General features: G+C 70.7%; 23 protein-coding genes and 1 pseudogene. 6 read left to right on the forward strand and 18 right to left on the reverse strand.

Annotated features, from left to right (window positions below; genetic code table 11):
- Positions 1 to 49: 49 nt before the first annotated feature.
- The 5 genes from ACRVYW_RS04610 to ACRVYW_RS04630 form a co-directional block, all read right to left on the reverse strand.
- Complete coding sequence (locus ACRVYW_RS04610) at positions 50 to 913, reverse strand: amino acid ABC transporter permease (protein WP_431802142.1); 864 nt, start codon at positions 911 to 913, stop codon at positions 50 to 52.
- Between the two features lie 22 nt (positions 914 to 935).
- Positions 936 to 1,790: a transporter substrate-binding domain-containing protein gene (locus ACRVYW_RS04615; RefSeq protein WP_431802144.1), complete on the reverse strand. Its 855-nt coding sequence runs from the start codon at positions 1,788 to 1,790 to the stop codon at positions 936 to 938.
- A gap of 171 nt (positions 1,791 to 1,961) precedes the next feature.
- A complete protein-coding gene (locus ACRVYW_RS04620; RefSeq protein ID WP_431802146.1) occupies positions 1,962 to 2,504 on the reverse strand; it encodes an SND2/TMEM208 family protein in 543 nt (180 codons plus the stop codon).
- Between the two features lie 88 nt (positions 2,505 to 2,592).
- Positions 2,593 to 3,390 carry a transglutaminase-like domain-containing protein gene (locus tag ACRVYW_RS04625; protein ID WP_431802148.1) on the reverse strand — a complete coding sequence of 266 codons (798 nt, stop codon included), beginning with the start codon at positions 3,388 to 3,390 and terminating at the stop codon, positions 2,593 to 2,595.
- Positions 3,391 to 3,473: 83 nt separating this feature from the next.
- Positions 3,474 to 5,222, reverse strand: coding sequence for a Na+/H+ antiporter (locus tag ACRVYW_RS04630; protein ID WP_431802149.1), 1,749 nt, complete (start codon positions 5,220 to 5,222; stop codon positions 3,474 to 3,476).
- 155 nt (positions 5,223 to 5,377) lie between these two features.
- Here ACRVYW_RS04630 and ACRVYW_RS04635 point away from each other — a divergent pair, with 155 nt between their 5' ends.
- Both ACRVYW_RS04635 and ACRVYW_RS04640 read left to right on the forward strand, forming a co-directional pair.
- Positions 5,378 to 6,292 carry a DNA glycosylase AlkZ-like family protein gene (locus tag ACRVYW_RS04635; protein ID WP_431802151.1) on the forward strand — a complete coding sequence of 305 codons (915 nt, stop codon included), beginning with the start codon at positions 5,378 to 5,380 and terminating at the stop codon, positions 6,290 to 6,292.
- The gene (locus tag ACRVYW_RS04640; protein ID WP_431802153.1) at positions 6,289 to 6,486 is read left to right on the forward strand and encodes a hypothetical protein; all 198 of its coding nucleotides are present in this window, start codon (positions 6,289 to 6,291) and stop codon (positions 6,484 to 6,486) included. The genes ACRVYW_RS04635 and ACRVYW_RS04640 overlap by 4 nt, the downstream gene beginning before the upstream one ends.
- Positions 6,487 to 6,509: 23 nt before the next feature.
- Here ACRVYW_RS04640 and efeB read toward each other — a convergent pair whose 3' ends face one another.
- The 4 genes from efeB to ACRVYW_RS04660 all read right to left on the reverse strand — a co-directional run bounded on the left by efeB (position 6,510) and on the right by ACRVYW_RS04660 (position 11,713).
- Positions 6,510 to 7,811: an iron uptake transporter deferrochelatase/peroxidase subunit gene (gene efeB, locus ACRVYW_RS04645; protein WP_431802155.1), complete on the reverse strand. Its 1,302-nt coding sequence runs from the start codon at positions 7,809 to 7,811 to the stop codon at positions 6,510 to 6,512.
- A gap of 37 nt (positions 7,812 to 7,848) precedes the next feature.
- A complete protein-coding gene (gene efeO, locus ACRVYW_RS04650) occupies positions 7,849 to 9,081 on the reverse strand; it encodes an iron uptake system protein EfeO (protein ID WP_431802157.1) in 1,233 nt (410 codons plus the stop codon).
- Positions 9,081 to 10,103: an iron uptake transporter permease EfeU gene (gene efeU / locus ACRVYW_RS04655; protein ID WP_431802159.1), complete on the reverse strand. Its 1,023-nt coding sequence runs from the start codon at positions 10,101 to 10,103 to the stop codon at positions 9,081 to 9,083. The genes efeO and efeU overlap by 1 nt, the downstream gene beginning before the upstream one ends.
- Positions 10,104 to 10,270: 167 nt before the next feature.
- Positions 10,271 to 11,713: a helix-turn-helix domain-containing protein gene (locus ACRVYW_RS04660; protein WP_431802161.1), complete on the reverse strand. Its 1,443-nt coding sequence runs from the start codon at positions 11,711 to 11,713 to the stop codon at positions 10,271 to 10,273.
- Between the two features lie 147 nt (positions 11,714 to 11,860).
- Here ACRVYW_RS04660 and ACRVYW_RS04665 point away from each other — a divergent pair, with 147 nt between their 5' ends.
- Positions 11,861 to 13,765, forward strand: coding sequence for a phosphoenolpyruvate carboxykinase (GTP) (locus ACRVYW_RS04665; protein WP_431802163.1), 1,905 nt, complete (start codon positions 11,861 to 11,863; stop codon positions 13,763 to 13,765).
- Between the two features lie 131 nt (positions 13,766 to 13,896).
- On the opposite strand, the gene ACRVYW_RS04670 is transcribed toward ACRVYW_RS04665, so the two are convergent.
- Together ACRVYW_RS04670 and ACRVYW_RS04675 are read right to left on the reverse strand one after the other, a co-directional pair.
- Positions 13,897 to 15,831: an ABC transporter ATP-binding protein gene (locus ACRVYW_RS04670; RefSeq protein ID WP_431802165.1), complete on the reverse strand. Its 1,935-nt coding sequence runs from the start codon at positions 15,829 to 15,831 to the stop codon at positions 13,897 to 13,899.
- A gap of 451 nt (positions 15,832 to 16,282) precedes the next feature.
- The gene (locus tag ACRVYW_RS04675) at positions 16,283 to 17,176 is read right to left on the reverse strand and encodes a PfkB family carbohydrate kinase (RefSeq protein ID WP_431802167.1); all 894 of its coding nucleotides are present in this window, start codon (positions 17,174 to 17,176) and stop codon (positions 16,283 to 16,285) included.
- Positions 17,177 to 17,257: 81 nt separating this feature from the next.
- On the opposite strand from ACRVYW_RS04675, the gene ACRVYW_RS04680 reads away from it, so the two are divergent.
- Genes ACRVYW_RS04680 through ACRVYW_RS04690 form a run of 3 tightly spaced genes read left to right on the forward strand, consistent with a single transcriptional unit; the run spans position 17,258 to position 19,886 of the window.
- Positions 17,258 to 18,199 carry an ABC transporter ATP-binding protein gene (locus tag ACRVYW_RS04680; RefSeq protein ID WP_431802169.1) on the forward strand — a complete coding sequence of 314 codons (942 nt, stop codon included), beginning with the start codon at positions 17,258 to 17,260 and terminating at the stop codon, positions 18,197 to 18,199.
- Entirely contained in the window at positions 18,196 to 19,062 is an 867-nt protein-coding gene (locus ACRVYW_RS04685; protein ID WP_431802171.1) for an ABC transporter permease, read from the forward strand. Before ACRVYW_RS04680 ends, ACRVYW_RS04685 begins: the two co-directional genes overlap by 4 nt.
- Positions 19,059 to 19,886 (forward strand): ABC transporter permease, encoded by an 828-nt coding sequence (locus ACRVYW_RS04690; RefSeq protein ID WP_431802173.1) that lies wholly within the window; start codon positions 19,059 to 19,061, stop codon positions 19,884 to 19,886. The genes ACRVYW_RS04685 and ACRVYW_RS04690 overlap by 4 nt, the downstream gene beginning before the upstream one ends.
- Positions 19,887 to 20,066: 180 nt before the next feature.
- On the opposite strand, the pseudogene ACRVYW_RS04695 reads toward ACRVYW_RS04690, so the two are convergent.
- From ACRVYW_RS04695 to ACRVYW_RS04725, 7 genes and pseudogenes are all read right to left on the reverse strand, one after another.
- A pseudogene (locus ACRVYW_RS04695) lies at positions 20,067 to 20,564 on the reverse strand (IS110 family transposase); the annotation flags it as partial.
- An 83-nt stretch (positions 20,565 to 20,647) separates the two neighbouring features.
- Positions 20,648 to 21,586, reverse strand: a complete 939-nt coding sequence (locus ACRVYW_RS04700) for an NAD(P)H-binding protein (protein WP_431802175.1) — start codon at positions 21,584 to 21,586, stop codon at positions 20,648 to 20,650.
- Positions 21,587 to 21,748: 162 nt separating this feature from the next.
- Positions 21,749 to 23,224, reverse strand: coding sequence for an MFS transporter (locus ACRVYW_RS04705; protein WP_431802177.1), 1,476 nt, complete (start codon positions 23,222 to 23,224; stop codon positions 21,749 to 21,751).
- Between the two features lie 217 nt (positions 23,225 to 23,441).
- Positions 23,442 to 23,792, reverse strand: coding sequence for a Fe-S protein (locus ACRVYW_RS04710; protein WP_431802179.1), 351 nt, complete (start codon positions 23,790 to 23,792; stop codon positions 23,442 to 23,444).
- 93 nt (positions 23,793 to 23,885) lie between these two features.
- A complete protein-coding gene (gene ribH / locus ACRVYW_RS04715; protein WP_431802181.1) occupies positions 23,886 to 24,359 on the reverse strand; it encodes a 6,7-dimethyl-8-ribityllumazine synthase in 474 nt (157 codons plus the stop codon).
- Positions 24,356 to 25,654, reverse strand: a complete 1,299-nt coding sequence (ribA, locus tag ACRVYW_RS04720) for a GTP cyclohydrolase II (RefSeq protein ID WP_431802183.1) — start codon at positions 25,652 to 25,654, stop codon at positions 24,356 to 24,358. Before ribA ends, ribH begins: the two co-directional genes overlap by 4 nt.
- The gene (locus ACRVYW_RS04725) at positions 25,651 to 26,319 is read right to left on the reverse strand and encodes a riboflavin synthase (protein WP_431802184.1); all 669 of its coding nucleotides are present in this window, start codon (positions 26,317 to 26,319) and stop codon (positions 25,651 to 25,653) included. The genes ribA and ACRVYW_RS04725 overlap by 4 nt, the downstream gene beginning before the upstream one ends.
- Position 26,320: the final 1 nt, after the last annotated feature.

The following is a 26,320-nucleotide window of genomic DNA, read 5'->3' on the forward strand; positions in this document are numbered from 1 at the left end:
GCCGGCGTCTGCGGCGCCGCGGCTTCGTCGGGCGCGAAGGATGCCTCGGTCACAGGATCGCCCCGCTCTGCTCGCGCTCGCGCAGTCGCGCGGTGTACCAGTCGGTGAGGCGGATCGTCGGGATCGCGAGGAGCACGAACAGAAGTCCCGCGACGACGTAGGGGGTGAAGTTGTAGCTCAGCGCGGTGGCGGAGCGGGCGGCGGCGATCGCGTCGATCGCGCCGAGGATGGAGATGAGGCCGACGTCCTTCTGCATCGAGATGAAGTCGTTCATGAGCGGCGGCGTCACCTTGCGGAGCGCCTGCGGCAGCACGACGCGGCCGAGGGTCTGCGTGTAGCCGAGGCCGAGCGCCCGCGCGGCGAGACGCTGGGAGGGGTGGACGGCGTCGATGCCGGCGCGGATCACCTCGGCGACGTAGGCCGAGTAGGTGAGGGTCACCGCCGTCACGCCGAGGACGACGACGTCGACCCGGACGTTGAGGATCGTCGGCACGCCGAACCCGATCAGGTAAAGGACGATGATGAACGGCAGTCCGCGGAACAGGTCGGTGTACGCGGCGGCGAGGACGCGCACAGGGAGGAACACGGGGCCGCGGAGGGTCCGCGCCGCCGCGATGAGAAGCGCCACGATCGCGACCGTGACGACCGACCACGCGAGCACCTGCAGGTTGATGAGGAACCCGTCCCACACCTTCGGGAGCGCCGCGAGCGCCGTCGCCGGGTCGAAGAAGGTCTCCTGCACCTTCGCCCAGCCGGGCGTGCTCAGGACCGTGACCCAGACGATGCCGGCGAAGGCGAGCGTCGAGGCGATCGCGACGAGCACCGAGCGCTGCTCGCGCCCGCGGCGGTACGCCCGGCGCTCTTGTTCGAGAGCGCTGGGTGGACGCGCCGCGGGTGCGCTGTCGGTGGTCACTGGAGGAGGCTACCCGAGCAGGTCACTGCAGCTGCGGGACGCCCTCGGTGAGCACCGAGAGCCAGGTCTCCTCGAGCTCGGCCAGGGTGCCGTTCTCGCGGAGGGTGTCGACCGCCTTGCTGACGCGGTCGGTGAGCGGCGAGTCCTTCTGGAGCAGGATGCCCCACTGGTCGGGGACGCCGGCGGCGGGCAGTTCGCCGACCATGTACGCGTTCTCGATGTAGAAGTTCGCGGCCAGGTACGCGGTCGGGGTGTCGAGGACGAGTCCGTCGATCTGGCCGGCCTCGAGCGCGGCGCGCGCGTCTTCGTTCGACGCGAAGAGTCCCGGCTGCTGCGTCGGCGCGATCGCCTTCTCGATCGTCGTCGCGCTCGTCGAGCCGGTCATCGCGCCGAGCTTCAGGTCCTTCAGGCCCGCGATGTCGGTCACGCCGTCGGCCGCGCCGCCCTTGATCGCGACGACCGTCTGGCTCGCCTCGAAGTACGGGCTCGAGAAGTCGACGGCCTTCTTGCGCTCGTCGGTGATCGTGTACTGCTGGATGTTGAGGTCGAAGTTCTTCGGTCCCGGCGCGATCGCCGATTCGAACGAGGTGCGCACCCAGACGACGTCCTCCTTCGCGAAGCCGAGGAGGTCGGCCACGGCGTACGCGACGGCCGCCTCGTAGCCCTCCCCCGACTCGGGGTCGTCGTTGTAGACGTACGGCTCGTACGCCGTCTCGCCCGTGGCGAAGGTGAGCTTGCCCGGGGTGACGAAGTCGGCGCCCGGGTCGGCGGAGGCTGAGTCGTCCGGCGCGCTCGTTCCGCCGGCACACCCGGCGATCAGCAGGACGGCGGCGGCCGCGGCGGCGGCGAGGGCGGTGCGCAGGGAGCGACGGGGCATGGCTGATCCTTCGGTGTGGGATGCGCGGACAGTCGCGCCGGGTGCACGGGCGGGTTCCGTGCGGGCGGATGCCGCGGCATTCCATCTTTCCGGGTGAACGGTGCGGTCAGGCGCGCGGGGGTCGGTTTGTTACGCGGTCGTCACCTGCGCACCGGCGCGGATCTTCCCGGTTCAGGACCCGAGGTCGTCGAGCATCTTGCGCTGCTCGGGCGTGAGGCCGTCATCCGGCGTCACCGTCGGAGCGGCCTCCGCGGGCTGCTCTGCGGATGCGGCGCCGCGGCCGCGGATGCCCGCCTCGGCCTTGTCGTAGTGCAGGCTCGCCTGCGCCTCGATGCGATCATCGATCCTCGCGTACACGAACCAGCCGATCGCGAGGATCACCGGGGGCAGCACGTAGGCCCAGAACCAGCTGCCCCGCGCATTGACGCCGGTCAGCACCAGCGTGATCACCCAGATGATCGCCGCGACGAGCAGCACGATCCCGCCCTGCACGAGCGCCTCGCCGGCGCGCGTGCGCTCGCTCGCCGATTTCGCCGCCGACCGGGCGAAGAGCCGCTGCAGCACCGGCTTCACGAAGAGCTCGGCGAGGGTCAGGATCACCGCCGCCCACAGCACCGCCCACCCGACGTGGGCGGGAGTGAGCAGCCCGATGACGAGCAGCACGATCACGTTGAACACGTACAGCGACGCGAAACGCACGATCCAGGCCTTCATGGCTCCAGCGTGGCACGTCTGGGCGCCGAGGGCGAGACGTGCGGCCGAGGAATCCTCCGCTCGGGGTGAGGTGCGAGCGCCGCAGCGCTCAGCGCAACTCGACGAGCTGCGTCACGTCGTCGTAGACCAGGTCGTCGACGACCGCGGTGACCTCGAGTGCGTCGAGGTCGGCCCGGCCGCTCAGCACCGTCAGGAAGGCGGTGTCGGCGGCATCCCGCCCCGTCGCGATCCTCACGAGACTCTGCCGCGGGGCGAGGGCCGTCGCGTCGACCACGCGCCACGCGCCCTCGATCCAGGCCTCGGCGACGGCGTGGAACTCCATCGGGTCGAGGCCCGGCGCGTAGACCGCGGCCACGCGGGCCGGTACGCCCTCGGCGCGCAGAAGTGCTGCGGTCAGGTGCGCGTAGTCGCGGCAGACGCCCTGACGGCCGAGCAGAGTCTGCACCGCGCCGTCGGTCGGGCCCGACGAGCCGGGCACGTAGGTGAGCTGCGTCCCGACCCACGACGAGACGGCGGCGAGAAGATCGGCGCCGGGGGCGATACCCGTGAACTCCGCGGCGGCGGTCGGGGCGAGCACGTCGGACTCGACGTAGCGGCTCGGCAGGCTCGAGACGAAGAGGTCGTACTCCTCACCGGGCGACGCGTCGCCGAGCCCGCTCAGGTGGGCCGTGTAGTCGATGACGAGCGCGCCCGGCTGCGCTTTCAGGCGGTGGAACCGGGTGCCGCTGTGGTCGGTGAACTCGGTCGCGGTGACGGGGGCGCCGTCGAGCGTCGCGGTGAAGGTCTCCCGTGCCGGCGCGTACTGGCGCGCGACCGCGATCGCGAGGACGAGGTCGGCGGGTTCGGTGACGGTGAGTTCGAGGTGACTGCGGACGTCGCGTTCCATACGTCCAGCGTGACAGGTCGCGCAGCCGGATGTCGACGCTGGCGCACGGGGCACGCGGCCGCTATTGTGCGGGCCCTGCCGTCTCAGTCGTCCTGGTCGATGCCGCGCACCCGCACCTCCTCGAGGTCGAGGTGACGTTCGATGCGCCGCACGACGAGGTCGTCGATCGTCCCCTCGCGGCGCATCCGCAGCAGCACCTCGCGCTCGCGGTCAAGGATCGCGAGCTTCAGGCGCGAGGCCTCCTCGTAGCGGCGCAACGGCGAGCGCTGGGTGAGGTCGATGTCGTCGCTCTCGGCGATCATCTGCAGCGCCGGGACGCCGCCCGGAGGCGACGGTGATCCAGACGGGGACGGCACCGGGTCAGGTACGGCGAACACGGGGCCGGATGCCTCGAAGGAGGTCGCCGGGGGAGCGACCGGCGCCGCGGCATCCGCTGCCTCGTCCACGTGCTGCCGGGCGTACGCACGGGCGTTCGCGAGCTCGAGTCGCTCGTAGCCCTCGCGCCGCGCGCGGTCGCGCACCTCGTCGCTGACGCCGTGCTCGACGGCCAGGTCGTCGAGGGCCGCCAGCGCGGCGCCCGAGATGGTGCGCTGCGCGAGCTCGTACTCGTCTTCGGCCGACGCGTCGGCGGGCAGGCGCGCCCACCGCAGCGCGACCTGCAGGAGCGGGCCCTGCACGAGAAGGCTCAGGAGGATCACGCCCGCCGTGACGAACACGATCGCGTCGCGTCCGGAGAGATCGCCGGCCCCCGTGACGGTCGCGGGCACCGAGAGGGCGATCGCGAGCGACACGGCGCCGCGGAAGCCCGCGAGCGTGTTGACGACCCGTGCCCGGTGACGGCCGAACAGCGGCGCGCCGGGCGGTCGGCTGAAGGGTGCGAAGACGAGCTGGAACAGGTAACGCACCACCAGCAGCACCGCCCACGCCGCGACCGTGACGGCGAGGAGGAGGCCGACGAGCCGGCCCGGGATGTCGTGGATGACGTACTGCACCTCGAGGCCGATGAGGACGAACAGCGCCCCGTTCAGCAGATAGACGCCGAACGGCCACGCCACCGACGACTGCCGGCGTGAGGCGGCCGTGGTGATGCGCGGGAGCATCCAGGCGATGATGAGTCCCGCGAAGACCACCGCGAGAACGCCCGAGGCGTGCAGGAACTCGGCGACGAGGAACGCGGTGAACGGGATGAGCAGGAGCGTCACATTGATGACGATCGTGCGGTGCGCACGGCGGAGGAACGCGGCCGCGACCGCGGCGACCGCGATACCGGCCGCGGCGCCCCCGAGGTAGGAGAGGAGGACCGTGCCCGTGATCGACCACGGCGTGACGGTCTCACCGAGAGCGACGGAGAGGGCGATCGCGTACAACACCAGCGCGGTGCCGTCGTTCGTGAGGCTCTCGGCCTTGAGCTTCATGAACATCTTCTCGGGGAGCAGTCGTCCGAGCGCCGCGACGGCGGTCGCGTCGGGCGGGGCGACCGCGGCACCGAGAAGCAGAGCGGTGGACCACGGCATCCCGAACAACGTCGCGATCCACGCGACCGCGACGGCGGAGGCGACCACGAGCAGCGTGCTCATCGGGACGATGTACCGCAGCGACCGGCGGATCGCGCGGATCGAGGTGGTGAGGCTCTCCCAGAACAGCATGACGGGGAGGAACAGCAGCAGCACGGTCTCCGGCGGCAGCTGGATCTCGCGGAGCGCGGGGACGAAGCCGAGGAGCAGCCCGATGACGACGAGCACGACGGGCGTCGCGACGCGCAGGCGCGGGGCGAGCGCCGTGCCGACGAGCACGGCAAGGCCGAGCAGCACGGTGACTTCGAGGCCTTCCACGGCATCCTCCTTCGCGGTCGCCCCCGGTCGCCTCGCGGCGGTCCGGCGAGACCGGGGACGGGACCAGTGTGCGCTTCCTTCTCAGCGCGGCGCCAGGTTCGGGCATTCCCGGGTCCGGCATGCCCCGTGTCGGACGTCCGCGCCAGGATGGGGCCATGGACCTCGAAGCGCTCCGCGCCGAGCGGCTGCGCGCGCACCGGCTGAGCGCGCCGGCCGCGTCGGTCGTCGAGGCGGCGCGGCACATGACCGCCACGCAGGCGCAGGAGTTCTGGGGTGGGCGGTGGGCGCTCGCGGTGCGCGCCGAGGGGGATCCGACGCTCGCCGAGGTGGATGCCGCGTTCGATCGTGGCGCCCTCGTGCGGTCGTGGACGCAGCGCGGCACCGTGCACATCATCGAGTCCCGCGACCTGGAGTGGATGCTGTCGGTGACGAGCGACCGGCAGAACCGTCACGCGGCCGGCATGCACCGCTCACTCGCGCTCGACGACGATCACCTCGCTCGGGCCGAGGGCGTGGCACGTGCGGCGCTCGCCGGAGGCAACCGGCTCACGCGGGCGGAGTTCGCGGACATCCTCGCGGCGGCGGGGATCGACCCGTCCGGGATGCGCGGCAACCACGTGCTGACCGCGCTGTGCCGGCGCGCGGTGTGCGTGTTTGGCCCGGTCGTGCCCCGAGAGGGCGCGCCCACGCGAGAACAGTACGTCGTCGCGACGGAGGAGTGGATCACGGATGCCGTCCGCCCACCCGACCCGCTCGCGGAGTTCTTCGTCCGGTATCTCCGCGGGCACGGCCCGGCGCGTCTCGAGGACTTCCGTTGGTGGGCGGGGGTGCCGCTGGGGCTCGCGCGGGACACGCGCGCGGGCGCGGGCGATCGGGTCGAAGAGATCGAGGAGGGGCTCTTCGTCGAGTCGGGCGGGGTGTCCTCGGGGCCCGTGGAGCCGGGTTCGGCACTGACCGGAGTGCTCGCGCTCGGCCCGTTCGACGAGTACTACCTCTCCTACGCCGACCGCACCGTGCCGGCGTCGCCCGACGTGGTGCGGTTCGTGGGCCGAGCGCGAACGGGGCCGTGAAGCCCGTGCTCGTCGTGCACGGCGAGATCGTCGGCACGTGGGCGCACTCGCTCGCCGTCGGGCGACACCATCTCGACCCGGTGGCACAGCCGCTTCCGGGGGCGGATGCCTCCACCGGTGCCGGCTTCGGTGCGGCGGACGAGGCATCCGTCACCGCCGCCCTCGCGCGGTTCGCAGGCTTCCTCCGCGGTTGAGACCTGCCGCGGCCGACGGGCGCTCAGACGAAGAGGCCGGCGCCGATGTACGAGCCCGCTTCGGCGCCCGGCGGCACCGCCCAGACGCCCGAACCGACGTGGCGCACGTACTCGGCCATGAGGTCGGTCGACAGCGCCTTCTGCAACCGTACGAACTGATCGGGCGAGCGCTGGTACGACAGGAAGAAGAGCCCCGCGTCGAGCCGTCCGAGGTTCGTGTTGCCGTCGACGTAGTTGTAGCCGCGGCGGAGGATGCGGGTGCCGTCGTTGAAGTCGGGGTGGGCGAGGCGCACGTGACTGCGTGCGTCGATGGCGGGGGATGCCGTCGCGCTCGCCGCCGTGAAGTCGGGCGCGGTCTGCTCGGTGCCGCCGGAGAGGGGTGCGCCCTCGCCCTTGTCGCGGCCGATCGTGCGGTCCTGCTCGGAGAGGCGCAGCCGGTCCCACGTCTCGATGATCATCGCGATCTTCCGGGCGACGAGGTACGAGCCGCCCGCCATCCAGGCGGGCTCGTCGGCGTCCGCCACCCAGACGTGGTCAGTCAGCGCGGCGGTGTCGTCGGCGAGGATGTTCGCCGTGCCGTCCTTGTACCCGAAGAGGTTCCGCGGGGTCGCCTGATCGGCGGTCGTCTTCGACGTCTTACCGAAGCCGAGCTGCGACCACCGCAGACGCGCGCGGCCGAAGGCGATGCGACTCAGGTTCCGCACGGCGTGGACGGCCACCTGCGGGTCGTCGGCGCACGCCTGCACGAACAGGTCGCCTCCCGAGCTCAGCGGGTCGAGGTCGTCGCCGAGGAACGCCGGCAGAGTCTGCAGCGCGGTGGGGCGCCGGGAGGCGATGCCGTAGCGGTCCTCCCCGGCATCCGTCTGGAACAGGGTCGGCCCGAATCCGATCGTGATCGTCAGTCCGTTTGCGGGCAGGTCGAGCGCCTCGCCGGTGTCGTCCGGCGGCGCGTCGGGTGACCCGCCGACCGCACCCGTCGCACTGACCTCGAGCCCCCGCGACATGCGCGCGGCGGCATACGTCCAGTCCTGGAGGAGCTCGACGAGGTCGTCGCTGCTCGTGCGCGCCATCATGTCGAACGCGGCGAAGTGGAGATGGTCTTGCACCGGGGTGGTGATGCCGGCCTGATGAGTACCGAAGAAGGCATACGCCCGCGCGCCGGTGGCCGCCTCGCGCGACCGCCCGACCGCGACGCCCGCGGCCGTCCCCGCGCCCGCTCCGACCGCGAGGCCCGCCGCGCCGATCCCCGCGGCGAGTCCCAACAGCCCGCGGCGGCTCAGTCCGCCCGCGGGCTGGGGGTCGCGCTCGCCCTGCAGGTCCGCCATCCGTCGTCCTTCGCTTCTCCGTGTCGCCGCTCGACGGTCACGCGTCCAGGATGGTCGACGTGAGCTTCGACAGCGGCTCGGCGAGGGCGTTGATCAGGTCGGTGAACTCGCGCTTGTCGGCGTCGGTGAGCTCGCGGTAGTTCACGAATCCGTCCGTGAGCGAGCCGTGCTTCGCGAGGGATGCCTCGAGATCGTTGTAGCCCTGGGTGATCTCGTCGACGAGCGCCTCGCCGTCCTCGCCGGTCGAGGCGGCGAAGTCCTCGACGAGCGAGAAGGCCATCTTCGAGCCTTCGACGTTCGCGGCGAAATCCCAGAGGTCGGTGCCCGACCACCAGTCCTCCTCGCCCGAGATCTTGCCCGTCGCGACCTCGTCGAGAAGCGCGATCGCGCCGTTGGAGATGCCCGCGACGCCCTGTGCGTCCAGCGCGCTCTGGAAATCGTCGGAGTGCACGTAGTCGTTCAGCTCGCCGACGTCGGCGATCAGCTGGTCGCCGTACGAGGCGCGCTCCTGGGTCGTCGACGGCTGCCAGTCCTGCCACGCCGGGGTGACGCCGTCGGCGTTCAGCGCGTCCTGCGCGGGCACCCAGAGGTCCTTCTCGATGCGGTGGAAGCCGGTCCAATCGAGGCCTTCGGCGACGGCATCCACTTCGCGGTAGTCGATGCGGGGATCGAGGTCTCCGAGCGACTCGGCGACGGGCTCGATCCGCTCGTAGAACGCGCGGGTGGTGGGGTAGAGGCTCCGCGCCTTCTCGTCGTCGCCCGCCTCGTACGCCGCGACGAACTCGTCGACGGCGGGCACGAGCTGCTCGACCTGGTCTTTGACGAACGCGGCGTACAGGTCGACGGCCTTCTGCTTCTGCTCGGCGTCGTCGCCCGTCGCGGCGACCGTGTCACCGCTGACCGTGAACGCGGCGCGCCCCACGCCCTCGCCGACCATGCCGGGCTTGCAGAGCGTGAAGTAGTTGCCGGGCTGCGCGACGACGGTGAGGGTGCGCGAGGCGCCGGGAGCGATGTTCTCGACCTCGCCGACGATCCGCAGGCCGTCGTCCGCGAGCAGGTAGAACTCAGTGACGTCGGAGCTCGCGTTGGTGACGTCGAACGACAGTGTGCCGCTCGTCGCGGCGTTCGCCGAGACCGTGCACGCCGAGTCGGTCGACTCGACCGAGAGCGCGTCCGAGGCGGCCACGTCGGCCTTCGCGACGCACCCGGCGAGCGCGACGGCGGCGAGCGCGGCCGTCGCCGCGGCGGCGAGGGGGCGGGGACGGATCATCATGCTCCTTGGCGTTCGGGTGAAGAAGAAGGTTCGGGTGAAGAAGAAGGTTCGGGTGAAGAAGAGGGTGCGGGTGACGCGGACGCGACGCCTGCGCCCACGGCATCCGTCGCCGCGCTCTGCGTTCCCGCCGTGCTGTGCGTCCGAACTGGGCGCCGGCGCAGCCCGCGGACGAAGAACGTGCCGACGATCGCCATGTAGAGGACCCACGCGATCACCTGCAGCCACGACATCTTCGGCATGAAGCCGACGGTCGCCTGCAGGATCGTGGCGAGCCATGACCCGGGTGCGATCGCCCCGGAGAGGTCGAACGCCCACCCGAACGGGAACGCCGCCCACCCGACGGCGACGGCGCCCGTGACGGGGTCGATGGGTGCGGCCGCGGTGAACGGCCCGGGCAGCGCGCCGGCTTCCTGCAGGTCGTGGATCGCGTACGCGAGGACGCCTGCCGCGACCACGACGAGGAAGCCGCCCGTCCACGCGAAGAACGTGCGCAGGTCGATGCGGACCATGCCGCGGGCGAGGAGCCATCCCAGCACGACGGCGACGGCGAGACCCAGCAGGGCGCCCAGGAGCGCGGCCGGGGCGTCGCCGAACGACTGCACCATCGACCACAGCAACAGCGTCGTCTCGATGCCCTCGCGCGCCACCGAGATGAAGCCGATCGCGACGATCGCCCAGGCCCCGCCGTTCGACAGAGCGCGATCGATGCCGCCCTCGAGCGTGCGCTTCATGGTGCGCGCGGTCTTCTGCATCCAGAAGATCATCCACGTGACCATCGCGACCGTCAGGAGTGACAGCAGGCCGCCGAGGAGCTCCTGTGCCTGAGAGGTCAGGGCGTACGCACCGAACGTGAGGATCGCTCCGATGCCGAGCGCGAGGGCGATCGCGAGACCGACGCCCATCCACAGACGCGGCAGCACGTCGCGGCGCCCGACGCGGGTCAGGTAGGCCACGAGGATGCCGACGACGAGGGCGGCTTCGAGGCCTTCGCGAAGGCCGATGAGGAAGGTGGCGAACACAGGCGTCGATTCGATCAGACTGAGGTAAGGCGACCCTTACCAGCGGATCGACAGTACACCCGGGTCGCCGGGCGCTCAAATCGGCGCGGCGCCCCCGATCAGCCCCCGATCAGCTGTTCACGTGCGCGGCCGCTCGTCCTCCGACGCCCGGCGGGGGGATCGTTTCTTCAGCCGTTCGCGTGGCGGTCGAGGAACGTGTAGACCTCGCCGTCGTCGACGCCGGGGAACGCGCCGCGCGGCAGCGGCGAGAACATCTGCATGTGCACGCGGGCGCTCGGCCACGCCTTTCCGTCCCAGCGTGCCGTCAGATCGGCATCCGGCCTGCGGCAGCACGACTCGTCGGGGCAGGTCGACGTGGCGCGCTTGTGCGTCTCGCGCCCCCGGAAGAAGCGCGCATCGTCGAACGGCACCCCCACCGTGATCGAGAACTCGCCGTCTCCGGTCTTGCCGGTCTGGCTCGAACACCAGAACGTGCCCGCCGGGGTGTCGGTGTACTGGTAGTGCTCGACGGTGCGGTTCTGCTCGCCGAAGGCCGAGCGCGCGGCGAACTTGCGGCACACGATCTGGCCTTCGACCGAACCGGTGACGTCCATCGGCAGCGGCAGGTCGTCGTTCTCGTAGACGCGGTTGATGGCGCCCGCGCCGTCGACGCGGAGGAAGTGCAGACGGATGCCGAGGTGCTCGGTCAGCAGGTTCGTCATGCGCATCGCGGCGGCTTCGTGGGTGACGCCGAACGCGTCGCGGAAGTCTTCGACGGCGAGGTCGCGCTCCTTCTTCGCCTGGGCGAGGAAGGAGACGGCGGCCGTTTCGGGGAGCAGACAGCACGCGGCGAAGTAGTTGATCTCGAGGCGCTGCTCGAGGAAGTCGGCGTAGTCGGTGGGCGGCGTGTGCCCGAGCAGGCGGTGCGCCATCGCCTGCAGCGCCATCGATCGCAGGCCGTGGCCGCCGGGGATCGAGGCCGGCGGCAGGTAGATGCGGCCGTTCTCCAGGTCGGTGACCGACCTCGCCGAGTGGGGCAGATCATCGACGTAGAGCAGCTCGAAGCCGAGACGTTCCGCCATGATGCTGACCGTCCGGTGGGTGAGGGCGCCGCCGGTATGCCCCGCGGCCTTGAGCTGGCGTTCGGCGAGCTGTTCGATCTCGGGCAGATAGTTGTTCTTCTCCTGCATGCGCAGGCGCAGCTCGGTGTTGGCGCGGCGGGCCTCTTCGGGCGTGGCGATGGCTTCGCGCTCGCGCCGGTGCAGCTCGCGGTGCAGCCCCAGCACCGCCTCGATCGTCTCGTCGGAGGTGGTCTTGGTCACGCGCACGGCAGGGATGCCGAGCCGTCGGAACACCGGGGAGGTCTGCGCGCGCTCGAGATCGAGTTCGAGGGCGGCGCGTCGGTTGGGCGGCTCGGGGGAGAGGAGGTCGGTGACGTCGGTGCCGGTCGCGTGCGCGATCGCCTGGAGGAGGGAGAGCTTGGGCTCGCGCTTGCCGTTCTCGATGAGGCTGAGCTGGCTGCCGGCGACCCCGACGATCGCGCCGAGCTCGTCGAGCGTGTACCCGCGTTCGACGCGGTGATGGCGGATGCGGTGGCCGAGGGTCGAGAGTTCGAGGGCGGAGGCGGGCATTCCTTGATGATAGCGAAAGAATCACGTTTCTTGCTGCGCATTCGGGCGGAAAGGGCGCCGGAAAACCCCGCAGAGTGGAACCCGAACCCGCCGCACTCCACCGTCACACACTCCACCGTCACCCACTCCACCGTCAAAGGAGCCGACATGGCCATCGCCGACATCTTCACCCGCCCCACCGCGACCGGCGTCGCTGCCGCGACGTCCGCCCCGGCCGCGGCGTACCGCGCCTTCGGCGCACGGCCGTCGCTCGAGGGCGAGGGGCTCGCCGAACTGTACGCGTGGGTCGACGAGATGACCGCGCTCATGAAGCCCGACCGCGTGCACTGGGTCGACGGCTCGCGCGCCGAGAACGAGGCGCTGCTGCGCGAGCAGGTCGAAGAGGGCAAGCTCATCAAGCTCAACCCCGAGTGGCGCCCCGGCTCCTACCTCGCCCGCTCGCACCCGAGCGACGTCGCGCGTACCGAGGCGCGCACCTTCATCGCCTCGGAGCGCGAAGAGGACGCCGGTCCCACCAACAACTGGGTGAACCCGGCGGAGATGCGCGCAACGCTGCAGCCCCTGTTCGACGGCGCGATGCGCGGACGCACGATGTACGTCGTGCCGTTCTCGATGGGCGCCGTCGGCGGGCCGCTCTCGCACATCGGCGTGCAGGTCACCGACTCGGCGTACGCCGTCACCTCCATCGGCATCATGACCCGCGTCGGCACCGAGGTGCTCGAGCAGATCGCCGCCGGCAAGCCGTGGGTGAAGACCGTGCACACCGTCGGCGCGCCGCTGCAGTCCGGTGAGAAGGATGCCGCGTGGCCCTGCAACGACGAGAAGTACATCGTCCACTACCCCGAGACCCTCGAGGTGTGGTCGTACGGCTCGGGTTACGGCGGCAACGCGATCCTCGCGAAGAAGTGCTTCGCTCTGCGCATCGCCTCGGTCATCGGCCGCGACGAGGGGTGGCTCGCCGAGCACATGCTCCTCATCCGCGTCATCTCCCCCGAGGGCAAGGCGTACCACCTCGCGGCGGCGTTCCCGTCGGCGTGCGGCAAGACGAACCTCGCGATGCTTCGTCCGACGATCCCTGGCTGGCGCGTCGAGACCCTCGGCGACGACATCGCGTGGCTGCGCCCGGGCGAGGACGGTCGCCTCTGGGCGATCAACCCCGAGGCCGGCTTCTTCGGCGTCGCGCCCGGCACCGGCGAGTCGACCAACGTCACCGCGGTCGAGACGCTGTGGGGCAACACGATCTTCACGAACGTCGCGCTCCGCCCCGACGGCGACGTCTGGTGGGAGGGTCTGACCGACGACATCCCCGCCGAGCTCACCGACTGGGAGGGGAACCCGTGGACTCCGGCATCCGGTCGCCCCGCGGCGCACCCCAACTCGCGCTTCACCGTGAGCGCCGGGCAGTGCCCGCAGATCGCCGCGGACTGGGACGCGCCCCAGGGTGTTCCGCTCGACGGCATCCTCTTCGGCGGACGCCGCGCGACCAACGTGCCGCTCGTGGTCGAGGCGACCGACTGGACGCACGGCGTCTTCCTCGGCTCGAACATCTCGTCCGAGCGCACGGCCGCCGCCGAGGGCACCGTCGGGGAGCTCCGCCGCGACCCCTTCGCGATGCTCCCCTTCTGCGGCTACAACATGGCCGACTACTTCGGCCATTGGCTGAAGGTCGGGCAGAAGCTGCGCTTCGACCGCGCGCCGCGCGTCTTCCAGGTCAACTGGTTCCGCAAGGGTGAGGGCGGCAAGTTCCTCTGGCCCGGCTTCGGCGACAACTCGCGCGTGATCGACTGGATCATCCGTCGCATCGAGGGCAAGGTCCCGGCCGTCGACAGCCCCATCGGGCGTCTGCCGGAAACGAGCGACCTGAACCTCGACGGCATCGACGTGCCGCAGGAAGACCTCGACGCGCTGTTCGAGATCGACCCCGCGCTCTGGTTGCAGGAGGCCGATCTCACCGAGGAGTTCTACCGCACGTTCGACGGCAAGGTGCCCGCGGCCCTCTACGCCGAACTCGCGGCGCTCCGCTACCGGCTGAAGGTCGCCCAGCAGGCCTGAGCCGCCGCGGCGCCGTCCCTGACGGCGAGACACCGGCTTTGCACCGAGACACCGGTGCAAAGCCGGTGTCTCGGTGCATACGCGGTGTCTCGCGGCCAGACCGGCCCAGACGTGGCCAGTCGCGGCGGCGCTCAGACGAGCAGCTGGTGCCGGGCGAGGTCGCGGTAGAGCGGCACGGTCTCGACGAGTTCGGCGTGCGTCCCCTGCCCGACGACCTCGCCGTGGTCGAGGACGACGATCAGGTCGCTGTCGACGACGGTCGAGAGCCGGTGGGCGATGACGACGAGTGTGCGCCCCGCCGCGACGGCGTCGATCGCTTCGCGCATCCGCTGCTCGTTGAGCCCGTCGAGCGACGACGTCGATTCGTCGAGGAGCAGGATCGGGGGCGCGGCGAGCAGGGCCCGCGCGATCGCGAGACGCTGACGCTCGCCGCCCGAGAGCATCACGCCCGCCTCGCCGACGGGGGCGTCGAGGCCGAACGGCGAGCGTTCCAGGACTTCGCCGAGGTTGACGGCGCGGAGCACCCGCTCGCAGGCGGCGTCGGATGCCTCGGGCGAAGAGAGCCGCAGGTTGTCGCCGATCGTGCCGGCGAGGGTCGGGGCGTCCTGCTCGACGTACCCGAGCTGGGCGCGCAGGCGCGCGCGGTCGATCCTGCGGACGTCCGTCCCGTCGAGGAGCACGGCTCCGGCATCCGGGTCGTAGAACCGCTCCACGAGCGCGAGGGTCGTCGACTTGCCCGCGCCGGACGGGCCGACGATCGCGACGCGCGCGCCGCGCGGCACGGCGAACGAGACACCGCGGAGCACTTCGCCCTCGGCATCCGTCACATCGAGCGCGTCCGCGTGCACGTCGGCGAGCGTCTTCTGCACCTCTTCGGCGGCGGTGCGGCGAGCGGCGACCACGGCCGCGGGGTAGCGGAAGTGGACGTCGCGGAACTCGATCGCGTTCGGGTTCCGCGACGCGAGGAGGTCGTCGACCGTCTGGATCGGGCCGGTGAGGTCCTCGGCGGGCAGCGCCTGGCGGGCGTCGTCGACACGGGCGGCGATCTCGGCGTCGCGGGCGGTCTCGGTCGGCAGGTCGAGCACCTCCTGGATGCGTCCCAGCGCGCCGAGCGCCTGGTTGACGGAGGTGATCGCGCCGAAGAACGACCCGAGCGGCTGGATGAGGAAGAAGAGGAACATCACGAACGTCACGAGCTGCGCGATCGTGATCGCCCCCGAGGCGACCCGGAACCCGCCGACGCCGAGGACGACGAGCAGCGACAGCTGCAGCGCGATCCCCGCGATCGGGACGATGAGGGCGGATGCCTTCGCCACCTGCACGCCGGCGTCGTACGCGCCCCGCGCCGTCCGTGCGATGTCGGTCTCTTCGCGGGCGGTGGCTCCCGACGCACGGATCGTGCGGATCGACCCGATCGCGCGCTCGACGCCGGAGGCGAGCTCGCCGACCTTCTCCTGCTGTGCGGCGGTCGCGCGGCGGATGCGCGCGCTGAGAGCGCCGACCAGGGCGACCGACGCGCCCACGACGACGAGGATGAGCAGGAGGAGGACCGGGTCTATCACGAGCATCGCGATGATCGCGCCGACGAAGATGAGCGCGTTGCCGATCGAGTCGGCGAGGCCCTGCGTCAGCACGGCGTAGAGGAGCGTCGTGTCGGTGCCGACGCGCGAGACGAGGTCGCCTGTGCGGCGCGCGTCGTACTCCTGAACGGGCAGGCGGAGCAGTTGCGCGATGAGGCGGCGACGGCTCGAATAGACGACCGCCGTGCCTGTGCGCTGCAGCAGGAAGTGTTGGACACCGCTGATGATCGACCCGGCGATGACGAGGGCGACGAGCACCCAGATGAGCGTTCCGAGGGTTCCGCCGGACTGCACCCGCTCGATCACCTGACCGACGACGACCGGCTGGGCGAGGGTGGCCGCGGCGGCGAAGACGCTGAGGATCGCGACGGCGACCAGCACGCCCTTGTGCTCGAAGACGAACGGGAGGAGTTGGCGGAGGCTCGCGCGCGGACCGCCGTCCTTCCGGGAGCGCGGGCGGCGGGAGCGGGTGGGGCTGGAGGACATGTGACCTTCCGGGGCGTCAGCCTCGGTGATCGAGTGCCGCGGCGAGGCTGCGGCGTGTCGAGATCATCGGGTTCGGGAACGGGATCCTTCTATCTTGGTCCCGTTTTCATGTGCAGTCCCTGATCACGCCCCCCTTCCGCTCCTACCCCTTCCCGCCGCGCCGCGCGCCGCGCCCCGCCGCGCCGCGCGCCGGCCCCGCGGCGCCGCCTCGCCCCGGCCCCGCCGCGCCCCCTCGCCCCGGCCCCCGCGCCCCCTTTCCCGCGAGACCGCCCTTTCTCGACGAGACCCGCGTTCGTATCGGCGGGTCTCGTCGAGAACACGCGGTCTCGCGGAGGGTCGGCGGCGGAGAGGCGGAGGCGGTCTCGCGGAGAGGCGGCGGGAGGCGGAGGGGGGAGCGGAGGGCCGGAGGGCGAGGCGCGGAGGGGAGGGGGAGTGGGAGGGGCGGGGCGGGTCAGGCGTCGAGTTCGTGGGACCAGGGGAGGTCGGCGCCGGCGCGGCTCACCGTGATCGCGGCGGCGGCGACGGCGCGGGCGCCGATCGCGGCGAGGTCTTGACGGGTCAGCGGCACCCGTGCCCGGATGACGGGTTCGGCCAGCAGCGAGGCCATGAAGGTGTCGCCCGCCCCGATCGTGTCGACGACGTCGACTCGCGGCGCCGGCACCGTTGCTCGGTCGCGCGCCGTCGCGAGCACGGCTCCCTCGCCCCCGAGGGTGACGGCGACGAGCTCCGGTCCGAGGGCGAGGATCACGTCGGTGACCTCGGCCACGGAGAGGCCGGGGTACAGATACGCGGCGTCTTCATCGCTGAGCTTCACGACCCACGCGCGGCGCGCGATCGCCTCGAAGGTCGCCCGGGCGTCATCGGCGGGACCCACGAGGTCGGGCCGGATATTGGGGTCGAACGTGACGACGGCATCCGGATGCGCGCGCAGGATCGTCTGCACGCTGTCAGCGCCGGGAGCGAGGAATGCGGCGAGCGACCCGGTGTGCACGACGGCGGGATGCTCGTCGAGGGCATCGTCGAGGAGCGCCCAGTCGATGTCGAACGCGTACGTGGCGGCGCCTGTCTCGTCGAGCGTCGCGCGCGCGGTCGAGGTCGCGCCGGGGCGGAAGGATGCCGGAAGCACGCGCACACCCGATCCCGCCAGATGCGCGGCGATGATGTCGCCGCGCTCGTCGTGCCCGAGGCTCGTGAGGAGCGCGACCGGAATGCCGCGGCGCCCGAGCCCGAGCGCGATGTTGGCGGGCCCGCCGCCTGGTGTCTCTACGACGCCGCTCGGCCCTTCGGTGATGTCCATCAGGGCCTCGCCGATCACCAGCACCGTGCTCGCAGCGTTCTCGGGCATGGGATTCCTCTCGTCACCACCATCCTGCCCGTCCCCGGGCCGCGAGGCGTGCGCGTCGGCGGTCGCCGCTACGGTGGAACGGTGCCAGAACCCGTGATCCGCGCCCGAAGCCTCGTCAAGACGTACAAGAGCAAGGGCAAGCCCGACTTCGTCGCCGTCGACGGCCTCGATTTCGACGTCGCACCGGGGGAGTCGTTCGGCCTGCTCGGGCCGAATGGCGCGGGCAAGTCGACGACCATGAAAATGATCGGTGCAGTCTCGACCCGCACGGCCGGCGAGCTGTCGATCCTCGGCCTCGACCCCGATGCGTACGGCCCGGAGATCCGCTCGCGCCTGGGCGTCGTGCCGCAGCAGGACAACCTCGACGGCGAGCTCAACGCGCGCGAGAACCTCTACATCTACGGGCGCTACTTCGGTCTGCCCGGCAAGGTGTGCTCCGAGAAGGCCGACGAGCTCCTTGCGTTCGCGCAGCTCGAAGACAAGGCGAAGAACAAGGTCGACCAGCTCTCCGGCGGCATGAAGCGGCGCCTCACGATCGCGCGCGGCCTCATCAACGACCCGCGCATCCTGCTCCTCGACGAGCCGACGACCGGCCTCGACCCCCAGGCGCGGCACGTCCTGTGGGACCGCCTGTTCCGTCTCAAAGAGCGCGGCACGACCCTCGTCCTCACGACCCACTACATGGACGAGGCCGAGCAGCTCTGCGATCGCCTCATCGTCGTCGACAAGGGCCGCATCATGGCTGAGGGAACTCCGGCATCCCTCATCCGCGAGCACTCCAGCCGTGAGGTGCTCGAGCTCCGCTTCGGCTCCGACAAGAATGCGGCCGTCGCCGCGGAGGTCGAGGGGTTCGCCGACCGCGTCGAGGTGCTCCCCGACCGCATCCTCCTGTACACGTCCGACGGCGAGGCGTCGCTGCAGCGCGTGACGGATGCCGGGATGCAGCCCCTCACGAGCCTCGTGCGGCGCTCCTCGCTCGAAGACGTGTTCCTGCGTCTCACGGGAAGGTCGCTGATCGAATGACCTCGCCCGCCACCGCCGCGCACCCGACCCTCGACGAGCTCCGCGCCGAGGCGACGGAATGGGCGCGCAAGCCCCGCCGCTTCGGCACCTGGTACGTCACCGAGCACATGGTGCGCGCGATGCGCGCGTACGGGTGGACGATCATCGTCGGCGCCGTCGGGCAGCCGATCCTCTACCTCCTCGGTCTCGCCGTCGGTCTCGCGGCGCTCATCACCGTGCCGATCGTCGACCACGGGCAGGAGGTCACCTACCTCATGTTCGTGGCGCCGGCGCTCCTCGCGACCGCGACGATCTCGGTGGCGAGCGAGGAGATGACCTACCCCGTCATGGCCGGGTTCAAGTGGCGGCGGTACTTCTACGGGTTCAACGCGTCGCCGCTGTCGAGCCCGCAGATCGCGAACGGCGTGATCATCGCGGCCTCCGCGCGCATGGTGGTCGCCTCGGCCGCGTACTACCTCATCGTGTGGCTGCTGCCCTTCGGCGCCGTGCCCCACCCCGAGACGGGCTGGCTCGCGATCTTCGCGGGCGTGTTCGCGGGGCTCGCCTTCGGCATCCCGCTCATGGCCTACGCCGCGTCCATCCAGGACGACAAGGGGCAGTTCGCGCTCGTGCAGCGCTTCATCTTCATGCCGATGTTCCTCTTCTCCGGCACCTTCTACCCGCTCGACACCCTCCCGGTGTGGCTGCAGTGGATCGGCTGGATCTCGCCGCTCTGGCACGGCGCCGAACTCGGACGCCTCGCGACCTACCATTCGGCGATCGCGCCGGGGATGGTCGCCGTCCACGTCGGCTACCTGCTGCTGCTGTGCGTCGCGGGGTACATCTGGGCGCGGCGGAACTTCGTCGAAAGGCTCGCGAAATGACCGCGGTCGCCGGCGACGCGACGGCCACCGCCCGCCGCGGCGGGGTGCGGGCGCTGTGGGCTGGGAACCCCGGCGCCGTCGTGCAGCGCGGACTCATCGCCGCGCGCTCCTCGAGCTGGGCGGTCGTGCTGTCGGGCTTCTTCGAGCCGGTGTTCTATCTGGCTTCGATGGGCATCGGGCTCGGCGCGCTCGTCGGCGACGTGCAGACGGCGCAGGGCGTCGACGTCTCCTACGCCGCGTTCATCGCCCCCGCGCTGCTCGCGGTCTCGGCCATGAACGGCGCGATCTACGACTCGACGTGGAACGTCTTCTTCAAGCTCAACTACGGCAAGCTCTACGAGGGCATGCTCGCGACCTCGCTCGGGCCGCTCGATGTCGCCCTCGGCGAGATCCTCTACGCGCTCTTGCGCGGCCTCGCCTACGCGACCGGCTTCATGATCATCATGCAGATTCTCGGGCTCAACCTCGCGCCGACCGCGATCCTGGCGCTGCCGGCGGTCGTCCTCATCGCCTTCGGGTTCGCGAGCCTCGGCATGGCGGTCACGAGCTATATGAAGACGTTCCAGCAGATGGATTGGATCAACTTCGTCCTCCTGCCGATGTTCCTCTTCTCGGCGACGTTCTACCCGATCACCGTGTACCCCGAGTGGGTGCAGCACATCGTCATGGCGCTGCCGCTGTGGCACGGGGTCGAACTCATCCGGGGTCTCACGACCGGTATCCTGAGCGTCGGCATGCTGTGGCACGTGCTGTACTACGTCGTGATGATCGCGGTCGGCCTGGTGTTCACGACCAAGCGGCTGCGCGCCCTGTTCCTCGACTGATATGTAGGGCTTTCTGTCAAGTGGGCAGGGTGAAGCGCCGCCGGGCCGGCTGCTCGGCGGCGCTTCTTCGTCCGCGGCATTGTCGAGCCCGTCTCGTCGTGCTGCGCGCAACCAGCGGTCGTGGTCTCGGCTCCAGGTGTTGGTTCCGGCATAGACGATCCCTCGGCGCAGCAGCAGCTTCGACAGACGATGCCGGGCCGCCATCAGCTCGACCCGGGCATCATCACGCGCCCGCACCAGATCCCGGGCCGACTCCTCCGATTCGGTCGGCACCCGGACTGCGACCAGCTCGTCCATCTTCAACAGCCGGGCCAGCAACACCGCGTCACGCGCGTCGGTCTTGACCCGATCCCCGGCAGGTCGGATGATCTTCGACGGCGCCGCGACCGTCACCGCCACCCCGGCCGCGTCGAGCTTCCGAGCAAGCCCGAACCCCGTCGGCCCGGCCTCATACGCGGCATGCACCGGCCCCAGCCGGGCCGCGACCTGCGCCACCCACGCCACGACCTCCATCGTCGCCGCGGGCAATCGTGCCTCGATCACCTCACCCGTCGACGAGTCGATCGCCGCCGCCCGCACGCTCCGCGCGTGCACATCCAAACCAATCGCCGTACGCTCGTTGAACACCAGGGCCTCCGCTGCATGTCGGCATCCCGAGCCACTCACGGGATGATCCACGAATCTGCACCGTGAGGCCCTGGGCCTACAAGACCATCAGAACCCCACCCTCATAGGGTCTGAGCGCGCAGCCGCTGGCGCGCTCAGGCGTCGACCGAGTGGCGTGCCCCGACCTGGAACTCGTCGCTCATCGCGAACATGTCCCTCACCGTGATGGGGCGTCGACCGGTGAGTGCACGGAAGTCGTCGGTGTGCACCGCCATCTTGTCCTCGCGGATCGCCTGGCCGAAGGTGACCATGCCCTCCGAGGAGAACGGCGCCGACGAGCCCTCCTGGAAGTCGCCGTCGGTGGTGCGGGGAACGCCCATCGCGTCGAAGACCGCGTAGTTCTCCTCGTCGGTGATCGCACGGTAGGTCAGTGCGCCGCCGGTGACCTCGTTGCCGATCGCTGCGAAGTCGGCCATCGTGAGCGATTCGGCGCCGTTGACATTGACGACCTCGGTGTGCAGGAACCGATTGGCCAGAGCGTACGCCGCGGCCGCCGCGCAGTCGCGCCGAGAGATGAACGACATGCGGCCGTCGCCGGCGTTGTTGGCCATCTCCCCCTGGGGGAGGGAGGTGAAGTACGCCGTGATCATCGCCTCGGCGTACTGCGAGTTGCGCAGGAACACGTAGTCGATGCCGGATGCCTGGACGTACGCCTCCGTCCACGCGTGGTCGATCTTCTCGATGCTGGGGTTCGTCGGGTCTGTCGCGTTCACGAGCGAGGTGTACACGATCTGCGAGACGCCGGCCGCGATGCACGCGTCGACGGCGTTCTTGTGGGCGGCGCGGCGCTTGGGGCCGACGAAGGGCATGGAGATGACCAGCACCTTCTCCGCGCCTTCGAAGGCGGCGGCGAGCCCGTCGGGATCGTTGAAGTTGGTGATCGCCGTCTCGACTCCGGCCTCGCGATAGCGTGCCGTGCCCTCGGCGGTGGGCGCGGTCACGCGCACGCGCTCGACGGGGACCAGATCGAGGAGGGTGTCCGCAGCGATGGCGCCGAAGTTTCCATCGACGCCGCAGACGACGAGCTTGCGCATGAGTGCACCTGTGCTTTGTGGGGTTCTCTTTATAGGATTTTGCGTGGAGACCTATGGTCTGACCACATTATCCTGCGTTGCCCGGGCGAACTCAAGAGGTGATGCGAAACGGCGGATGCCGCGGAGCCCAAGCCCCGCGGCATCCGCCGTGTCCGTCTGGCGTCAGAGCGACCCGGTCGCACCGACGCCGATGTTGGTGTCGTAGTCGGTGTCCTTGGTCTCCTTCGAAAGCCACAGGGCGACGAAGGTCAGGACGGCCGAGCCGCTCAGGTACACGCCCACGAGCCACGGCGATCCGCCGGCCGCGGCCCACAGCGCCGTCGCGACGATCGGGGCGAGCGCCGCACCGAGGATCGACGACACGTTGTAGGAGATCGCCGAGCCGGTGTAGCGGACGTTCGTCGGGAAGAGCTCCGGCAGGAGCGCGCCCATCGGTCCGAACGTCGACCCCATGAGCATGAAGCCGAACACGAGGAAGGCCTGCACGAGCGCGCCCGTGAACTTCGGGTCGAGCTGCGGCTGCAGGAACACCGTGAACATCAGACCGAACACGCCGATGCCGCCCGTCACCCACAACAGCAGGCGACGGCGGCCGATCGTGTCGGCGACCGGCCCGGAGAGCAGCGTGAAGATGCCGAAGAAGACGACACCGATGATCTGCATGATGACGAAGTCGGTGTACCCGAACCCGAGACCCGGCACGTAGGTCGAGGGGTCGAAGGCCGTGCCGGCCGACTCCGCCGCCGCTGCTGCACCCTCGGTCGTGGGCTTCGTGCCGTACGCGAGGGTGAAGCTCGTCATCAGGTAGAAGAGCACGTAGGTCGCCAGCATGATGAAGGTGCCGAGGATCAGCTCCTTCCAGTGGTGGCGGATGACGACGCCGAGGGGGAACTTGCGGATCGCGCCGGTCTTCTCCGCCTTGTCGAACGACGACGACTCCACGAGCTTGAGGCGCACCCACAGGCCGATGATGACCATGACGGCCGAGAACAGGAACGGCACGCGCCATCCCCAGGCGAGGAAGGCCTCGGAGCGCTGGGCGGGGCCGTCGGGGTGCGGGAGCGCGAAGTAGATCACGAGGAAGACCGTGTTCGCGATGATGAAGCCGATCGGGGCGCCCAGCTGCGGGAACGTGCCGTACCAGGCGCGCTTGCCCTTCGGGGCGTTCTCGGTCGCGACCAGCGCCGCACCCGACCACTCGCCGCCGAGCGCGAAGCCCTGGCACAGACGGAGGACGAGAAGGAGCAGCGCCGCCCACCATCCGATGTTCTGGTAGGTGGGCAGGCATCCGATGAGGAACGTCGCGATACCCATGGTGAGGAGCGATCCGACGAGCGTCGCCTTGCGGCCGAACCGGTCGCCGAAGTGGCCGAAGATGATCGCGCCGATGGGACGGGCGACCATGGCCGCGCCGAAGACGCCGAAGGACGCCAGAAGGGCGGTCGTCTCGTTGCCGGTCGGGAAGAAGAGGAACGGGAAGACGAGGACGGCGGCCGTCGCGTAGACGTAGAAGTCGTAGAACTCGATCGTCGTGCCGACGAGGCTCGCGGTGATGACCCGCGAGCGCGGGTTCGTGGGGGCGGCGGGGGCCGCCGACGCGCCGGAGGCGTCGGCCGGGGCGTAGGGGGAAGAAGACATGCGGGAAGGGACCTGTCAGAAGAAAGCAGAAGGTCCTTGTGGGACGCACCGGTGGCGGCGTCCGTGGCAGGGGTGGTGCGGCGGGCGCGCGACGATGGGGGCACCGTGGGCGCCGGCAGGGTCGCGGCGTCCGAGATACGATCCTACGCCCGCCGAAACGGCACGGGCACCGCGGGCCAGAGGCCGGCGGTGCCCGTGCGCGTGTGGGCGGTGAGGCTCAGCGCCAGAGGACGGCGAGTGCGGCGTTCAGGAAGGTGAGGATGCCGACGGCCCAGAACATGCCTGCGGGAACCGAGCCGGTCTTCCGCTGGCGGGCCGTGCCGATGCCGAGGAGCGCGCCGATGATCAACAGGATGACGAGCTTCACGCCGAGCTTCGTGTAGTTGAGGTCGTACGAGATGCCCCACGGCGCGGCGAGGGCGAGGCCGGCGACGGCGGCGATCACCATTCCCGACGTCATCAGGCGTGTGAACCGGCGCTGCCCGAAAGCCTCGACGACCCACGCGCCGAAGAGGATTGCGAAACCGGTCAGGTGGACGAGGACGACGACGTGCCGCAGGATCTCCATACCCCCAGCCTACCTGAAGGCGTCGGACGCCGGTCGGTGAGTGACGAGCGCGACGAGGAGGCGAAACACTCCTGCCTCACGCGCGCAGATGCCTCAGGCGCGCAGCTCCCGCAGCAGCAGCGCGGTGCGCAGGGCCGCCTCCGCGGCCTCGGCGCCCTTGTCCTCCTTCGACCCCGGCAGGCCTGCCCGGTCGAGGCCCTGCTGCTCGTCGTCGAGGGTCAGCACCCCGAAGCCGACGGGCTTGCCGGCATCCAGCGCCACGCGGGTGAGTCCGTCGGTCGCCGCCGACGAGACGAATTCGAAGTGCGGCGTTCCGCCGCGGATGATGACGCCGAGCGCGACGACGGCATCGGCCCCGGCATCGAGGGCGGCCTTCGCGGCGACCGGGAGCTCGAACGAGCCGGGCACACGGACGAGCGACCACGACGCGCCGGACGCGTCGAGCGTGCGCTGCGCCCCGGCGATCAGCCCATCGGTGATGACGTCGTGCCACTGGCCCGCGACGACGACGACGCGCAGGCCCGCGGCATCCACGGGTGCGGTCCGGGGTGCTCCGTGCCCGCTCATGCGTTCTCCTCCGTGCCCCGCGCGCCGACGTGCGCCGACCCCTGTGCGAGGGCTTGTTCGAGCTCGTCGGCGCCGATAATGTGGCCCATCCGGTCGCGCTTGGTCTCCAGGTACTGGTGGTTGTTGGGGCCGACGCCGACCAGCAGCGGCACCTGCTCGACGATGTCGAGGCCGAGCGCGCGCAGCTGGTTCACCTTGTCGGAGTTGTTCGTGAGCAGACGCACCCGCTCGACGCCGAGGTCGGCGAGGATGCCGGCGGCCGCCGCGTAGTCGCGGGCGTCGGCGGGAAGCCCGAGCGCGAGGTTCGCGTCGACCGTGTCGAGACCGCGCTCTTGCAGGCTGTAGGCCCGGAGCTTGTTGATGAGACCGATGCCGCGACCCTCGTGCCCCCGCATGTAGACGACGACGCCGCCATCCCGCTGGATCGCGTCGAGCGCGGCATCGAGCTGCGGCCCGCACTCGCACTTGAGCGAGCCGAACGCCTCACCGGTCAGGCACTCGGAGTGCACGCGGACGAGCGGTGCGTCTTCAGTGAGATCGCCCGACACGACGGCGAGGTGATCGGTGCCGGTCAGGCGATCCTTGTAGGCGAGGAAACGGAACGGCCCGTGCGTCGTCGGCACCTGTGCCTCGGCGCGAAGGCTCACCCGGCGGCGCGGGGCGTGCGGCTCCGACGCCGCCTCGGGGGCGATGCCCTCGAGGTGCGCGATGATCTGCTCGATGGTGATGACCGGGATGCCTTCGCGCTCGCCCATTTCCAGCAGGCCCGGCAGACGCATCATCGAGCCGTCTTCGGCGACGACCTCGCCGATCGCGGCGACGGGCTGAAGGCCCGCGAGCTTCATGAGCTCGACGCCCGCCTCGGTGTGGCCCGCGCGCTCGCGGACACCGCCGTCGACGGCGCGCAACGGCAGCACGTGACCGGGCCGGATGACGGAGGAAGGGGTGGATGCCGGGTCGGCGAGCACGTTGAGCGTGTGCGCGCGGTCAGCGGCGCTGATGCCGGTGGACACGCGATCGGCGGCATCCACACTCACGGTGTACGCCGTTCCGCGGGAGTCCTCGTTGACCGCGACCATGGGCGGCAGATCGAGCCGATCGGCCCACTCGGCGGGCATGGGGGCGCACAGGAACCCGCTCGACCAGCGGATCGTCCAGGCGAGCCACTCAGGGGTGGCGAGCTCGGCCGACAGGATGATGTCGCCCTCGTTCTCGCGGTTCTCATCGTCGGCGACGATGACGGGGCGCCCCGCGCGGAGCGCGTCGAGGGCGTCGGGGATGGGGGAAAGGCTCATCGTGAGCCTCCTTCGGTGTCGTTCGGTGCCGAGGTGGTCGGCGGTGTGCCGGTCGGCGGTGTGCTGAAGGCGAGGAGGCGCCGCACGTGCCGCGCCAGGATGTCGGTCTCGAGGTTGACCCGGTCGCCGGGGGTGCGGAGGCCGAGCGTCGTGACGGCGAGCGTCTCGGGGATGAGGGAGACCTCGAACCAGGGGTCGGAGGCGCCCGCCGGCGAGATGGCGCTGACGGTGAGCGAGACGCCGTCGACGGTGATCGACCCCTTGTCGACGACGAGGGGGGCGAGGTCGCGGGGGAGCGAGACGCGCACGACCTGCCACTGCGCCCCGGGGCGCACCTCGAGGACGGTGCCGGTGCCGTCGACGTGGCCCTGGACGATGTGGCCGCCGAGCCGCGTGTGCGCCGCGAGGGCGCGCTCGAGGTTCACGGCGAGGCCGGGGGCGACGCCCGCGAGGCTCGTGACGTCGAGCGTCTGACGCATGACGTCGGCGGTGAACCAGTCCTCGCCCTGGTCGACGACGGTGAGGCAGACGCCGCTGACGGCGATCGAGTCGCCCTGCGCGGCATCCGACACGGCCAGCGGCCCGCGGACGGTCAGCCGCACGCCGTCGCCGGCGGGCTCGACCGCGGTGACCTCGCCGCGCTCTTCGATGATTCCGGTGAACATG

It is taken from the genome of Microbacterium sp. bgisy203 (assembly GCF_965345155.1).
GTDB lineage: Bacteria > Actinomycetota > Actinomycetes > Actinomycetales > Microbacteriaceae > Microbacterium.